This window comes from Subtercola sp. PAMC28395 (assembly GCF_018889995.1).
GTDB lineage: Bacteria > Actinomycetota > Actinomycetes > Actinomycetales > Microbacteriaceae > Subtercola.
The window spans coordinates 2741688-2756781 of record NZ_CP076547.1 but is presented as its reverse complement, the minus strand read 5'-3'; the positions used below and the strand labels follow the sequence as shown (position 1 = coordinate 2756781).

11 protein-coding genes are annotated in these 15094 nt (G+C 66.9%); 9 read left to right on the top strand and 2 right to left on the bottom strand.

What is annotated here, in order from left to right; translation table 11 throughout:
• Complete coding sequence (locus KPL76_RS12605) at nt 1-1362, bottom strand: M1 family metallopeptidase (protein WP_216333846.1); 1362 nt, start codon at nt 1360-1362, stop codon at nt 1-3.
• Nucleotides 1362-5444: a Pls/PosA family non-ribosomal peptide synthetase gene (locus tag KPL76_RS12600; RefSeq protein ID WP_371733902.1), complete on the bottom strand. Its 4083-nt coding sequence runs from the start codon at nt 5442-5444 to the stop codon at nt 1362-1364. The genes KPL76_RS12605 and KPL76_RS12600 overlap by 1 nt, the downstream gene beginning before the upstream one ends.
• 212 nt (nt 5445-5656) lie before the next feature.
• Here KPL76_RS12600 and KPL76_RS12595 point away from each other — a divergent pair, with 212 nt between their 5' ends.
• The 9 genes from KPL76_RS12595 to KPL76_RS12555 all read left to right on the top strand — a co-directional run bounded on the left by KPL76_RS12595 (nt 5657) and on the right by KPL76_RS12555 (nt 15068).
• Nucleotides 5657-6667, top strand: a complete 1011-nt coding sequence (locus KPL76_RS12595) for an FKBP-type peptidyl-prolyl cis-trans isomerase (protein WP_216333844.1) — start codon at nt 5657-5659, stop codon at nt 6665-6667.
• A 13-nt stretch (nt 6668-6680) separates the two neighbouring features.
• Nucleotides 6681-7778, top strand: a complete 1098-nt coding sequence (locus KPL76_RS12590) for a 1-deoxy-D-xylulose-5-phosphate reductoisomerase (RefSeq protein ID WP_216333843.1) — start codon at nt 6681-6683, stop codon at nt 7776-7778.
• An 87-nt stretch (nt 7779-7865) separates the two neighbouring features.
• Complete coding sequence (locus KPL76_RS12585; RefSeq protein ID WP_216333842.1) at nt 7866-9200, top strand: RIP metalloprotease; 1335 nt, start codon at nt 7866-7868, stop codon at nt 9198-9200.
• Between the two features lie 107 nt (nt 9201-9307).
• Nucleotides 9308-10588, top strand: coding sequence for a sensor histidine kinase (locus tag KPL76_RS12580; RefSeq protein ID WP_216333841.1), 1281 nt, complete (start codon nt 9308-9310; stop codon nt 10586-10588).
• A gap of 40 nt (nt 10589-10628) precedes the next feature.
• Nucleotides 10629-11291 (top strand): response regulator transcription factor, encoded by a 663-nt coding sequence (locus KPL76_RS12575; protein ID WP_216333840.1) that lies wholly within the window; start codon nt 10629-10631, stop codon nt 11289-11291.
• A gap of 163 nt (nt 11292-11454) precedes the next feature.
• Complete coding sequence (locus KPL76_RS12570) at nt 11455-11844, top strand: SHOCT domain-containing protein (protein ID WP_216333839.1); 390 nt, start codon at nt 11455-11457, stop codon at nt 11842-11844.
• 152 nt (nt 11845-11996) lie between these two features.
• Entirely contained in the window at nt 11997-13148 is a 1152-nt protein-coding gene (gene ispG, locus KPL76_RS12565) for a flavodoxin-dependent (E)-4-hydroxy-3-methylbut-2-enyl-diphosphate synthase (protein ID WP_216333838.1), read from the top strand.
• A gap of 41 nt (nt 13149-13189) precedes the next feature.
• On the top strand, nt 13190-13639 hold the full coding sequence (locus KPL76_RS12560; protein WP_216333837.1) for a MarR family winged helix-turn-helix transcriptional regulator: 450 nt from the start codon (nt 13190-13192) through the stop codon (nt 13637-13639).
• 61 nt (nt 13640-13700) lie between these two features.
• Entirely contained in the window at nt 13701-15068 is a 1368-nt protein-coding gene (locus KPL76_RS12555; RefSeq protein WP_216336466.1) for an MFS transporter, read from the top strand.
• Nucleotides 15069-15094: the final 26 nt, after the last annotated feature.

The following is a 15094-nucleotide window of genomic DNA, read 5'->3' as shown; positions in this document are numbered from 1 at the left end:
CTAGCGCGCTGTGCGCTTCGGCAGCTTCGGCAAGCCCGACTGGTCGAGCCAGGCCGCGAACAGGGAGCGTACGGGCACTGGAGAGTGTGTTTCGACCAGAGCGATGAATTCCGGGGTGCTGACGTTGCCATGGCGATGCGTCGCTGCCCACTCGCGCAGAATCGTGAAGAAGACATCGTCGCCCAGCGTGGTGCGGAGGGCATGGAGCGTCAGTGCACCACGCTTGTAGACCCTGTCGTCGAACATCCGGGCGGAGCCCGGGTCGCCGATCACCAGGTCTTTGGGCAGGCGATTGATCTTGTTCCAGGCCTGGGTTGCTGAAGCGTCGGCCGTCAGCGAGCCCGACTCCTCGGCCCACAACCACTCGGCGTAACAGGCGAATCCCTCGTGCAGCCAGATGTCCTTCCAGTGCGAGATGGTGAGGCTGTTGCCGAACCACTGGTGCGAGAGTTCGTGGGCGATCAGTCGCTCAGAGCCTCCGACACCATCGATGTGGTTACGGCCGAAGATCGCCAGGCCCTGGGCTTCGAGGGGAATCTCCAGCTCATCGTCGGTGACGACGACGGTGTAGTCGGAGAACGGGTACGGCCCGAATGAGCGCTCGAAGAGTGCCATCATCCGTGGCTGGTCCTCGAAGTCTGCGAGGGCGTTCGAACGCAGGTCTTCGGGCAGCAGAACATACTGCAGCACTCCGCGCTGGGAGACCCCCATGGTCTCGTAGAGGCCGATCTGCACGGTCGCCAGATACGTTGCGACGGGCTCGCGCGACTCGAATTCCCACCGGGTGCGGCTGGCCCGCTGCGTTCGAAGCACCAGTTCGCCGTTGCAGAGCACCCGGTAGGCCGTCTCGGCCGAGAAGGCGATGGAGTACGTCGCCTTGTTCGATGGATGATCGTTGCAGGGGAACCACGAAGGTGCCCCACTCGGCTGCCCGGCCACGATCACCCCGTCAGAGAGCTCCTCCCAGCCGACCTCACCCCATTGGCTGCGCACCGGTTTCGGAAGCCCTGCGTACTTGATGACGACAGTGAACTCGGAGCCATTGTCGAGGGGGAGGGCCGGGGTGATCACGAGTTTTCGGGCCGTCTGGATCACGTTGGTCGCCCGGGTTCCGTTGACGGTCACCTTGTTGGCGACGAGGCCCGCGAAGTCGAGGCTGAACCTGCTCAATTTCTGGGTTGCACGCGCCGTGATCGTGGCCGTGGCGCTGAGCCTGTTGGAGCTAACCCGATAGTCGCAGTCGAGGTCGTAGTGCAGCACGGTGTAGCCGCCGTTGCCACTGGTGGGCAGATACGGGTCTCCGAGTGAACGGGCGCCCTCAGCGGCCAGGGCTGTCGACGTGGGCCGTGTGGAGCGCGGCATCAGGCCGTCGTCCCGGGAAGGTCGTCTGCCCAGGGAGCGATCGGATTCCCGGCCCACCGCGACCCGGCTGGCACGTGTTCTCCGCGCATGACGAGCGAGGCCGGCCCGACGGTCGCGTCTGCTCCGATCGAGGCGGCCGGCAGGATGACACCGTGCGGCCCCAGGGTCGCACCGTCTTCGAGGTCGACGGTGTCGAGGCTCATGACCCGGTCGTGAAAGAGATGGGTCTGCACCACGCAGCCCCTGTTGACCGTCGAGGCCGCGCCCAGGCTCACGAGGTCTGCCTCTGGCAGCCAGTAGGTCTCGACCCAGGCTCCGCGCCCGATTTTCGTGCCCAGGGACCTCAGCCACACAGCCAGGGCGGGCGTGCCAGTGGCAGAGCCAGCGAACCACGGAGCAGCAACCATCTCTACAAAGGTATCCGACACTTCGTTGCGCCAGACGAACGACGACCAGAGGGGATGCTCTTCCCGCCCGATTCTGCCCACCAGTGCCCACTTGGCGGCCGTCGTCACCAGCGCGGCCACCGCTCCGGCGAGCAGCATCACCGCCCCCGAGAGCACGATCGCCCAGCCGAGACCGGCAGACGCGACAAGGTACTCCAGCAGCACGACGACGCCGAGCCCGATGGCGACGCTGATCATCACCGGCACTATGCGCCCGATCTCCCACAGTGCACGCGCGACCCGGCGCCAGGCTGAGGGCTGGAAGGTGCGCGTCTCGTCGAATTCCGCGACCTGGCGCCGCAACCGCACCGGCGGGTTGCCGAGCCACGAGGAGCCACTCTTTGCCTTGCGCGGAGTCGCAGAGAGCACGGCGACCAGGCCGTTGCGAGGCACCGTTCGCCCGGGGCCCGTCATGCCGCTGTTGCCGAGAAAGGCGCGCTTGCCGACCCGGGCCTCGTCGATGCGGAGCCAGCCGCCTCCGAGCTCGTACGAGGCCACCATGGTGTCGTCGGCGAGGAACGCGTGGTCTCCGATCGTGGTCATCGCCGGCAGGAGCAGCACCGTGGAGGCTTCGACGTTCTTGCCCACCTTCGCCCCGAGCATCCGAAGCCACACGGGAGTGAAGAGGCTCGCGTAGAACGGGAAGAGGATGGTTCGAGCAGCATCGAGCAGGCGCTCGGTGGCCCAGACCTGCCAGCCGACCCGGGAGCGCACGGGGTAGCTCCCCGGGTGGATACCCAGGCCAAGGAGTCGGGCGAAGACGACCGTGAGACCTGCATAGACGATGCCGGCGGCGAGGGTGGCCAGCGGGATGGCGGCCAGCGCGCGAAGCGCCGCGTCGCCGAGGGTGGGCAGGAGGATCGCGGCCGGTTCGGTCACGACAGCAGTGCCTGGGTCGATTGTGAGCGGCGCGTGCCCCAGGCCGAGGAAGAGACCGACAACGACACAGCCCGCCAGCACAGCGAATGCCGGCAGGAGCGAGAGCACGATGGAGCCGAGGGCGAAGGGCACGAGCCAGCGGGTGTTGCGGGGCGGGCGGAAGTCGGGCCAGTTCGGTTTTGCCTTGCCGACCCGTTCGGCGGGGGAGCCTGCCCAGAGCTGGCCTCCCTGCACGCGCCCGGAGACGGCGGAGCCCGGCGCAACCTCGGCCCGGCGGCCGATGTGTGTTCCCGGCAGCAGCGTACTTCGCGCGCCGATGGCAGAGTCCGCGCCGATGTGCACCGAACCGAGGCGCAGAATGTCGCCGTCGACCCAGTACCCGGCCAGGTCGACCTCGGGTTCGACGGAGGCGCGTGCCCCGATCTTCAGCATGCCCGTGATCGGCGGCAGCGAGTGCAGGTCGACCCCGGGCCCGATCTTTGCACCAAGTGCCCTGGCGTAGGTGATGATCCACGGGGCGCCGGCGAGGTTCGTCGCTCCGACGAGGTTCGCGATCTGCTCAGCCAGCCAGAGACGCAGGTGCACGCTGCCTCCCCTGGGGTAGTTCCCGGGTTCCACGCCAGCCAGCAACGCCCGCGCGAACACGACGGAGATCGCCATGCGGCCGAACGGGGTGATGAGCAGCACGAAGCCCGCAAGAATCCACCACCACGACACCGTCGGCGCCCAGGCGAAGTCGCCGAAGAGGGCGAGCACATTGTTGGCAGCCAGAACATAGACCAGCCACCGCAGGCCCACGAGCACGTAGAGCGGAATGCCCAGCAGCGTCTGCGCCACCTGGGTGCCGAACGGGGTCGGGCGGACCGTGCGCCGTTCGCGTGCGGCGGCAGGTGCCCGCGCATCGAGTTCGGTGGCAAGGGCGCCGATTCGCGGGTGATCGTAGATGTCGGCGACGGTCGTCTCAGGGAAGCGCACCCGGATGCCCGACACCAGCTGGGCGGCCGAGAGGCTCCCACCTCCGAATGCGAAGAAGTCGTCGTCAGTGCTCGTCACTGGTGCTCCGAGAATGGCCGTCCACTGCACGGCGAGCCAGGCTTCGGTGGCAGAGAGCGGAGGCCGGGCATCCGAATCGCCGGCGCCGGGGGTGTCGTCACTGCGGCTGGCGTCACGGCGGGTGCGGTCGCTGACCGGCGTAGAGGGTGTCGGCAGCGGCCAGGGCAGGGCGGCCTTGTCGACCTTGCCAGAGGTGCGGGTGGGGAGCGATTCGACCACGGCGAGCAACGGCACGAGTGCACCCGGCAGCGTCTCGCGCAGCAGCTCAGAGGCGTGCTGGGTACTGAAGCCCGATACGGCCTCGGCCAGGGCGATGTACCCGACGAGGATCTGGTTTCCGGCCTGTGTTCGCTGCACCACTGCGGCTGCACTCGCTACTCCAGGCAGGGCTGCCAGGGCAGCTTCGACTTCACCGAGCTCGATGCGGCGGCCTCCCAGCTTGACCTGGTCGTCGGCGCGGCCCTGGAACAGCAATCCCTCGGCGCTGAAGAGCACGTTGTCGCCGCTGCGGTAGGCGCGATCCCAGCCGAGGGTAGGCATGGGGGCGTACTTCTCGCGGTCTTTGGCTTCGTCGAGGTACCGGGCGAGCCCGACTCCGCCGATGACGAGCTCGCCGATCTCACCTTCGCCGACGGGTGTACCGGAGCCGTCGACCACCGCGAGGTCCCAGCCGTCGAGGGGCAGTCCGATGCGCACAGGGCTTGTTCCGTCGAGCAGTGCAGCACACGCCACCACGGTCGCTTCGGTCGGCCCATAGGTGTTCCAGACCTCCCGCCCGTCGACGGCCAGTCGTGCGACGAGTTCGGGAGGGCAGGCTTCTCCGCCGAAGATCAGCAGACGGACGAGTTCGAGCGACTCCAGTGGCCAGAGGGCTGCCAGGGTGGGAACCGTCGAGACGATCGTGATGCCGTGGGCGATCAGCCAGGGCCCGAGGTCGACGCCCGAACGCACGAGTGAGCGGGGTGCCGGCACCAGGCAGGCGCCATGGCGCCAGGCCAGCCACATCTCTTCGCAGGAGGCGTCGAAGGCCACCGACAGCCCGGCGAGCACCCGGTCGCCCGGCCCGAGGGGCTCGGCCTGGAGAAAGAGGCGCGCTTCGGCGTCGACGAAGGCAGCGGCCGACCTGTGGGTCACGGCGACGCCCTTCGGCGTGCCCGTCGAACCCGAGGTGAAGATGATCCAGGCGTCGTCGTCAGGGGTCGGGCCACCGACGACCGGCATCGTGCCCGTCGGAGTGCCAAGGGTCGGGGGCGAGGACTGGCTGGCGCGCGGAGCAACGGCGCTCGCGAGATCGATCGTGCCAGAGGCGCCGATCACCCCGACCACTTTCGCTTCGCCGAAGACCAGTTCGGCGCGTTCCTCGGGGTCGTCGGCGTCGACGGGAACGTAGCTGGCGCCGACCGCGAGGGTCGCCAGAATCGAGATGTAGAGCACCCTGGTGCCCGAGGGGATGCGGATCCCGACCCTGTCGCCGTGTCGCACCCCCGCCGTAGCGAGCCGTGCAGCGGCCGCGTTGACCTCCCTGAGCAGTTCGCGGTAGCTGAGGGTGCCGGCCGCGTCTGCGAGTGCAGAGGCCTGAGGATGCTCGGCGGCAGTCGATCGCAGGACATCCATCAGCGTGCGAGGCTGCGGTGCCCGGCCGCCGCCCAGGAGCAGCCCGGGCAGGGCCAGGGCGGTGTCATCTGGGAGTGTGCTGCCGGGCATCCTGTTGGGCATCCTGTTCTGTCTGTCACCACGGTTCGGGCCGGGCTGCGTGAACCGAGCCTCGAGCGTCGCGTTCGGATTTTAGTGGTGCGCGGTGACGCGGGGGTGAACGGCCACAGTCTAAAGGCCGCCAGGGGGCCGATGAAGGACTTTCGGCGCGCGCCCTGTCGACTGCCTCGCGTATCATGAGGGTTTTGAACAGCTGAGGATGTATGCGTAAATTCGTCGTTATAGCTGCGGCCGCTGCGGTCGCGCTCACCCTGGCCGCGTGCAGTGGCAGCCCCGCAGCGCCGTCTGCCAGTCCGGTCGCCTGTGCGCTCACCGCGCCGGGCCCCGCCTCGGATTCCGTGAAGGTCAGCGGTGACTTCGACAAACACCCGACCACGACGTTCACCTCGCCTCTCACAAGCGACATCACCGAGCGCACTGTGCTCACCGAGGGTACAGGTGCCAAGGCCGGCACCGATATGCAGGCGACGATCGACTTCACGCTGTACAACGCGACCTCGGGCGCCGAACTGTTCACCACCATCAAAGACGGCGGCCAGCCCCTGCCCGTGATAGTGAACGAGTCGCAGTTCCTGCCGGGCCTCGTCAAAGCCGTCTCGTGCTCGACGGTCGGGTCGCGAGTGGTGGCCGTTGTGCCGCCAGGAGACGCCTACGGATCGAAAGGCAACTCGAGCCTCGGCGTCGCCGCCGGTGACTCGCTGGTCTTCGTCGTCGACGTGAAAGACGTCACTGCTGCGCCATCAGCCACGCCGTCGCCGACGGTCGACCCGAACATGCCCACGCGGGCGACCGGTGCAGACCAGCCCGCACCAGCCGGATTCCCGACCGTTGCACTGGCGGCCGACGGAACCCCGACGGTCACGATCCCGGCCAGCGACCCACCGACGACCGTGCAGATCTCCGACCTGAAGAAGGGTGAGGGCGCGGTCGTTGCGGCCGGCGACAACGTCACCGTGCAGTACCAGGGCGTCATCTGGGGTTCAGGCAAGGTCTTCGACCAGAGCTGGGGCAAGTCACCGGCGACGTTCGCGACCAACCAGGTGATCCCGGGCTTCACGCAGGCTCTTGTCGGGCAGACCGTCGGCTCACAGGTGATCGTGATCATTCCGCCCGACCAGGGCTACGGTTCGGCGGGCGTGCCGTCTGCGGGCATCTCGGGCACCGACACCTTGGTGTTCGTGATCGACATCCTCGCCACCGCACCGAGCAAATAGGCTTGGGGCTCTGATGTCAGCACGGCGGCGGGTCATCGTTCTCGGCTCGACTGGTTCGATCGGAGTGCAGGCGCTTGACGTCATCCGTGCCAACGGTGACCGGTTCGAGATCGTCGGGCTCGCCGCAGGCAGCAACAGGGTGGCGATGGATGCCCAGGCCGCCGAGTTCGGTGTCGCCGACGTCGCACTCGGGGCCGTCGAGGCTGAGCAGCTCGTTCGCACTGTCGACGCAGACGTGGTGCTCAACGGCATCACGGGCTCGGTCGGGCTCGGCTCCACGCTCGCCGCGCTCGAAATGGGCAGAACGCTGGCTCTGGCGAACAAGGAGAGCCTCATTGTCGGCGGCGAACTCGTGCGAAGCGTCGCGAAACCCGGGCAGATCGTGCCCGTCGACTCCGAGCACTCTGCGATTGCGCAGGCCCTCCGCTCCGGAACCGCGGCAGAGGTCGCGCGTCTTGTGCTCACCGCCTCGGGTGGCCCGTTCCGTGGCCGCTCACGGGAGTCGCTTCTGCACGTGACTCCCCGTGAAGCCCTGGCGCATCCGACCTGGGACATGGGCCTGGTCGTCACGACGAACTCGTCGACCCTGGTGAACAAGGGCCTCGAGATCATCGAGGCTCACCTGCTGTTCGATGTTCCCTATGAGCGCATCGAGGTCACGGTTCACCCGCAGTCGGTCATCCACTCGATGGTGGAGTTCATCGATGGGTCGACCATCGCGCAGGCGTCGCCGCCCGACATGCGCCTGCCGATCTCGCTCGGTCTCGATTGGCCGAAACGGGTGGCAGGGGTTGGTGTGCCGCTGGACTGGAGCTCGTCGCACAGCTGGACGTTCGAACCCCTCGACAGCCAGGCCTTCCCCGCCGTCGCGCTGGCGAAGCAGGTCGGCCAGGCCGGAGGTACCTATCCCGCGGTCTTCAATGCTGCGAACGAGCAGGCGGTGGCGGCCTTCCATGCCGGGCGCATCACCTTCCTCGACATCGTCGAGACGATAGCCTCGGTGGTGCAGCTGCACGAACGACCGTCTGGCGTACTCACGCGCGACTCGCTGGCCGATGCCGAGCTCTGGGCGCGCCGCGAGGCCGACCGCCTCATCGCCAGCGCGGGCTGAATCACTCGAGCTGTCACCGGGCGAACGTGAAGCGGGCGCTCAGCCCGCGCCCAGCGCCCGCCGGATCCCGGGCGGTATCGTGTGCAGGTGGAAAACGTGCTCCTGTTCATCGTCGGTGTGGTCATCATCGCGCTCGGTCTCGCGGTGTCCATCGCCCTGCACGAAGTCGGGCACCTCGTGCCGGCCAAGCTCTTCGGGGTCAAAGTCACCCAGTACATGATCGGGTTCGGCCCGACCGTCTTCTCGCGCAGGCGCGGCGAGACCGAATACGGCCTGAAGGCGATTCCCCTCGGCGGCTACATCTCGATGATCGGCATGTTCCCGCCCCAGAAGGAGGGCGGAAAGGTCAGGCGCACCAGTACCGGCTTCTTCAGGACCCTGGTGCAGGATGCTCGAAAGGCGAGCGCCGATTCGATCGGCGACGACGACGTGCGCTCGTTCTACCGGCTGCCGGTGTACAAGCGCGTGATCATCATGCTCGGTGGCCCGACGATGAACCTCCTGCTGGGCATCGTGTTCTTCGCAATCGTGCTATGCGGTTTCGGTATCGCCGGCCCCAGCACCACTGTCGGTTCGGTGAGCTCCTGTGTGCTGCCGGCGAGCAGCACCAGGCAGACGTGTGAGGCCGGCGACCCGGTGTCGCCGGGTGCCGCAGCGGGCATTCTCCCGGGCGACACGCTCGTGAGTATCGACGGCACGGCAGTGTCGAGCTGGGACCAGTCGACCGCGATCATCCGGGCCTCCTCTGGCAAGACGCTGGCGGTGGTCGTGACACGCGACGGGGCCCAGAAGACGCTCAGTGTCACCCCGCTTCTCACGGAGCGCGACACGACGCAGGTGGTGAACGGCCAGGTGCAGACGGTGACGGATGCCTCGGGCAAGGCCGTGACCGAACAGGTCGGCTTTGTCGGCATCGGTTACGCAAGCCAGCTGGTGCCACAGCCGATCACCTCGGTGCTGCCGTTCGTCGGCCAGAATGTGGCAGGTGTCGCAAACACGATCGTCAACCTCCCCCAGCGGCTGGTCGGGGTGGCGAACGCTGCGTTCGGCAACGGAACCCGCGACATCAACGGCCCCATCAGCGTTGTCGGTGTCGGTCGGGTGGCCGGGGAGATCGCAACGATCGACATTCCACTGGCCAGCAAGGTGGCGACCCTGATCGGGTTGCTCGGGTCGGTGAACATCGGCCTCTTTGTGATCAACCTCGTGCCGCTGATGCCCCTCGATGGCGGCCATATCGCCGGTGCCCTCTGGGAGGGCCTGCGACGCCGTCTCGCGAAGCTCTTCAAGCGGCCAGACCCGGGGCCCGTCGACACCGCGAAGCTGATGCCACTGACGTTCGTGGTCGTCATCTTCCTCGGTGGCGTCAGCGCCCTCCTCATGTACGCCGACATCGTGAACCCCGTGAACATCTTTGGCTGACCATCCCACTGAGCGAATGGGCTGTGCGGCGCATACTCCCAGGGGAGTACCCTCCACGCCTCGGTCGAGGGATGCCCGGCGGCGCACACTTCGATACGATTCTGCGCATGCCCAGTCCTGACCACGATCCCAGCGCTGATAGAACTCCGGAGGCCTGGGCGAATCGCGCCGACGCGATATCGAGGTGGGAGCGCCGGACCTCAGCAGACGCTCCGGCAGGCAACCGCTCAGGTCCGCCACGCTGGGCCCGTCTCTGGCTTCCTGTCATCATCTCGTTTCTCGTGCAGGTCGTACCCGCGCTGGTCGTGACAAACCGCGCCAGGCTTCCCCCCGAGCTGGCCCTGCCGATTGTCGCGCTTGCTCTGGTCGGGCCACTGGCTCTCATCGGGGCACGGCGCTTTCCCGGCCCCGTAGTGGCAATCGCCACCGCTGCCACAGCCGCGGACCTGCTCTTCACTCCGGGTTCCGGGGCGCCGTACCTGGCGCTGGCGTTCGCCGTCATCTCGGCGATCGTGCGCGGTGCCAGGCGGTGGGCCTTCGCGTCGATCGCGGCGGGCTGGGTGGTCGTGCTGGTGGGTTCTGCGACCCTGGGTGTTCCATGGCATCCGGGCAGGGTGTTGCTGACGGCGCTCGGCATCATCGTCGTGATGCTGATCGGTGAGGCCGTCCGTACGCGGGGTGAGCGCGTTGCCGCATTCCAGGCCGCGTCGAGAAAGCGCAGGGAAGACGCCGCCGGCGCTGAACGCGTGCGGATCGCCCGTGAACTTCACGACGTTCTCGCCCACTCGCTCTCGCAGATCAACGTGCAGGCCGGAATGGGGTTGCACCTGATCGACTCCCAACCCGAGAAGGCACGCGAAGCACTCAGCAACATCAAGGCGACGAGCAAGACCGCACTCGACGAGGTGAGGGGAGTGCTCGGCTTTCTCCGCTCTGAGGGAAACATCGGTTGGGGTGCAGAGGAGATCCTCAGTGAAGCTGCCCTCGTTCCCCAGGCCGACCTCTCGCGGTTGCCAGCGCTGGTGAAGTCCATCTCGACCGATGAGCTCAGCGTGCAACTGGACAACCGCCTGACCTCCGAACCGCCGCCCGGCGTGCAGTTGGCGCTGTACCGCATCGCCCAGGAGAGCCTCACGAACATCGTGAGGCACGCAGGGGCCACGAACGCGGAGGTGCTTCTCGTCGAGCATCCGGCTGACTATGTGCTGGCCGTGACCGACAACGGAACGTCGACTGACCACCGCGCGGCCAGCTCCGTCACCGAAGGCAGGGGGTTGCTCGGCATGCGTGAGCGCGCCGAACTCCTGGGCGGCCGCCTCGATGCCGGTCCGGCAACAGGTGGGGGTTTCACCGTGGTCGCGACACTGCCCAGAAGGAGCGGGCAATGACGGTTCCACTCCAGCCCCCTCATGCGCACGGGGTAGCCCTGTGATCCGGGTAGCGATCGCAGACGACCAGCAGTTGATCAGGGCGGGCTTCAGCGCACTGCTGGCGAACGAACCCGACATCGATGTCGTCGGCGAGGCCGCAACGGGCACCGCGGCCGTCGAGCTCGTAAAGCGGCTTCATCCCGATGTGGTTCTGATGGACATCCGGATGCCCGACGGCGACGGCCTCTGGGCCACCGAGCAGATCGCGGCAGACCCGGCGCTCGTCTCGACGCACATCGTCATCGTCACGACCTTCGAACTCGACGAATACGTCGGGCGCGCGATCCGGGCCGGGGCCAGCGGCTTTCTGGTGAAGGACACCGAGCCGGTCGAACTCATCAGAGCCGTTCGTGTCGTCGCAGGAGGAGAGGCGCTCCTCTCGCCGAGCGTGACCCGCCGTCTGCTCGAGCGTGTCGCGAGCGGGCTCAGGGACTCGTCGCACGCGGTGCAACTCGAGGCGCTCACCGACCGCGAGCGTGAAGTACTTGCCCTCGTCGGGCAGGGGCTCACCAACACCGAGATCGCCGGGCGTCTGTTCCTCAGCCCACTCACGGTGAAGACCCATGTGTCGCGCACGATGAGCAAGCTGGCCGCGCGCGACCGCGCCCAGCTCGTTGTCGTCGCCTACGAAGCTGGGCTCGTGCGGGCCGGCTGGAACTGAGGCGTGCCGCGGGAGTGATCTGGCGGGGCAGAGATGCAACCGGGGGAGTACCCCACGAGCATCCGCCGGCTGATGTGCGAAGGATGCCCGAACGGGAACCTTGATACCGGGCCCAAACGGGTCTTCTCGGCCCTCTCGGGTCGACTTGTTGAAAGGAACCATCGTGTTGACAACTGCTGTCGCTGCAGCCCCCACCCAGGCTGCGCTCACCCACTGGGGTCACTGGGGGGGCCCCGGCGGCTTCGGATTCCTGTTCCTGCTGATCCCGCTCTTCTGGATCGGCGTGGTCATTCTCATCGTCTCTCTCGTGAGTCGTCGTCGCCGCAAGTACTGGGCCGCGAACGGCGGGCACCCCGGCTGGGGTGGCCCGGGCTGGGGCGGGCGCGGCCCGTGGGGTGGCCAGAACTGGGGCGGCCAGAACTCGACCAGCGACGCTGAGAAGACCCTGGCCGACCGATTCGCCAGGGGCGACATCGACGAAGTCGAGTACCGCGCGAGGCTCGAGGTGCTGCAGGCAAACCGCCCGAGCGGCCCGACACCGCCCGCTGCCTGACTTCTGAATTCCACATTCTGACGAACCTCAGCCCCACCTCGCACGTATTCGGGATGGTCGGGCTGAGGTTCGTCCGAATTGAGCCGGACCGGCGTTCGGTGGGCCAGCCGGATGGGGGGTGAGGGTACCGATTGCGGAGGTAAGCTCGTGACGTGGCTGCAATCAACTTAGGGATGCCCAAGGTCGTCGAGACCCTCGCCCCCCGTCGCAAATCCCGTCAGATCAAAGTCGGCAAGGTACTCGTGGGCGGTGACGCCCAGGTCAGTGTTCAATCGATGTGCACAACACCGACGACGAACATCAACGCCACCCTCCAACAGATCGCCACGCTCACCGCGTCGGGCTGTGACATCGTGCGGGTGGCCGTTCCGAGCCGTGATGACGCAGAGGCGCTTCCGATCATCGCGAAGAAGAGCCAGATCCCGGTGATCGCCGACATCCACTTCCAGCCCAACTACGTCTACGCGGCCATCGACGCCGGTTGTGCAGCCGTCCGCGTGAATCCGGGCAACATCCGCAAGTTCGACGACCAGGTCGGCAAGATCGCCGCTGCGGCCAAGGCTGCCGGCGTGAGCATCCGCATCGGCGTCAATGCCGGTTCTCTTGAGCCGAGCCTGATGGAGAAGTATGGCAAGGCGACCCCGGAGGCACTCGTCGAGAGTGCGGTCTGGGAGGCGAGCCTCTTCGAAGAGCACGATTTCCACGATTTCAAGATCTCTGTGAAGCACAACGACCCGGTGATCATGGTCAAGGCCTATCGGCTGCTCGCCGAGCGCGGTGACTGGCCACTGCACCTCGGCGTAACCGAGGCGGGCCCGGAGTTCCAGGGAACGATCAAGAGTGCGACGGCCTTCGGAATCCTCCTGGGCGAGGGTATCGGCGACACCATCAGGGTCTCGCTCTCCGCTCCGCCCGAGCAGGAAGTGAAGGTCGGCCTCCAGATCCTGCAGTCCCTGAACCTGCGGGAGCGCAAGCTCGAGATCGTGTCCTGCCCGAGCTGCGGCCGTGCCCAGGTCGACGTGTACAAACTCGCGAACGACGTGACCACAGGGCTCGAGGGCATGACCGTTCCGCTGAGGGTCGCTGTCATGGGCTGTGTCGTCAACGGGCCGGGTGAGGCTCGCGACGCCGACCTCGGTGTCGCATCGGGCAACGGCAAGGGCCAGATCTTCGTGCGGGGTGAAGTCATCAAGACTGTTCCGGAGTCGGAGATCGTCGCCACGTTGATCGAGGAGGCAAACCGCCTCGCCGCTGAGATGCCGGCAAGCGCGACGGGCAGCCCCCAGGTCATCACCAGGAACTGAAGACACGTTGCTTAGCTCTGCTAATGAGCTAGGCTAACGATATGACCAGCCATGCCGACACCCCTGGGACGGGTCCCGAGACCGATCTCTCGTCCCAGCTCAGGCAGGCGGTTCTTCGCACCTCGCGCCGGCTCAGGGCCGAGAAGGCCGACAGCGAGCTGAGTGACACACAGTCGGTCGTCCTGGCCTACCTGTACAACCACGGCCCGAGCACTCCCGGCGAGCTCGCGCGTTTCGAGCGCGTGACCCCGCCCTCCATGAACCGCACGATCAATGCTGTCGTGGCCGCGGGGTACGCCGAGCGCAGCCCCTCCGCCGAAGACGGGCGCAAGGTCGTCATGACGCTCACACCGCTTGGCACTGCGCTGGTGCTCGAGACCCGTCGTCGTCGCGACGAGTGGCTGCACCGTCGGCTCGACGAGTTGACGGATGTGGATCGCCACACGCTGCTGCGGGCATCCGAAATTCTTCGAGGGATGGCCGACAGTTGACGGTGCCCACAGCTGTCAGCGAGGGCCGCCCCGTGTTGGTCGAGGCGCACTGGTGAGCGCGATGTTCCGCTCCTTCAGCGACTACAACTACCGCCTCTGGTTCGGCGGAGCCCTGGTTTCGAACATCGGTACCTGGATGCAGCGAATCGCCCAGGACTGGATCGTGCTGACGGTTCTGACCGACAATGACGCTGTGGCGGTCGGCGTCGTCATGGCCCTGCAGCTCGGCCCACAGCTGCTCCTCGTTCCGTGGACCGGCATGGTGGCCGACCGTGTCGACCGGCGCGTGCTGCTCATGTTCACCCAGGCGACGATGGGCCTGCTCGGCCTGGGGCTCGGGGTGATCGTGCTGAGCGGTACGGCGCAACTGTGGCAGGTGTACCTGTTCGCCCTGCTGCTCGGCATTGCCTCGGCGTTCGATGCGCCAGCCCGCCAGTCGTTCGTCTCGAACCTCGTCTCTGACAAGAATCTCCCGAACGCTGTGGCGCTGAACTCGGCCTCCTTCAACGGCGCACGGATGATCGGCCCAGCACTCGCGGGCGTACTCATCGCCGTGGTCGGTGCCGGCTGGGTGTTCGTGATCAATGCGGCGAGTTTCGCTGCGGTGCTCGTCTCGCTGACCCGCATGCGTCGGCAGGACCTGCGGGTCGCGCAGAAGGCGCGCGGTGGCCCCGGGCAGCTGCTCGACGGGTTCAGATACGTCTCCAGAAGACCGGATATCGTGATCGTCTTCGTTGTGATCGCCATCATCGGCACCTTCGGGCTGAACTTCCAGATCTTCACTTCAACGATGACGACCAGCGTATTCAAGCTCGATTCGACCGCCTTCGGGCTCCTCTCGTCGGTGGTGGCTGTCGGGTCGGTAGCGGGCGCACTCCTCTCTGCACGGCGTGAGACTCCGCGACTGCGGCTCATGTTCGCCGCCGCCGCGATGTTCGGCCTCAGCTGTCTGCTCGGAGCCCTCGCGCCGTCGTACCTGACGTTCTCCCTCGCCCTCGTGCTGTTGGGCTTCTCCGCCCAGACCCTGATGACGACCGCCAACGGGTCCGTGCAGCTGACAACCGCGCCGGAGTTCCGCGGCCGGGTGATGGCGCTCTACATGGCGATCTTCATGGGCGGTACGCCGATCGGGGCACCGATCGTGGGCTGGGTCGCCAACGTCTACGGTCCGCGCTGGGCGATCGGGGTCGGCGCCGCCGCAGGTTTTGCCGCTGCGCTGGCCGGGTTGATCTGGATGATCGCCCACCAGCATCTCCGCATCGCCGTGCAGGCGCACGGCTCGCCGCGGTTCATCGTCACCCACGATGGCGATGGTCGCAGCATCCACGTGCTCGAGACGACGCCGATCGTTCTGCCAGGAGACTTCAACGCCGAAAGAGAACAACTGAAGGATGAAATTGTGATCGACGAGGTCGAGAACAGGCGCTGAACGAGGGTGAATTGCGCTCTGAGGTC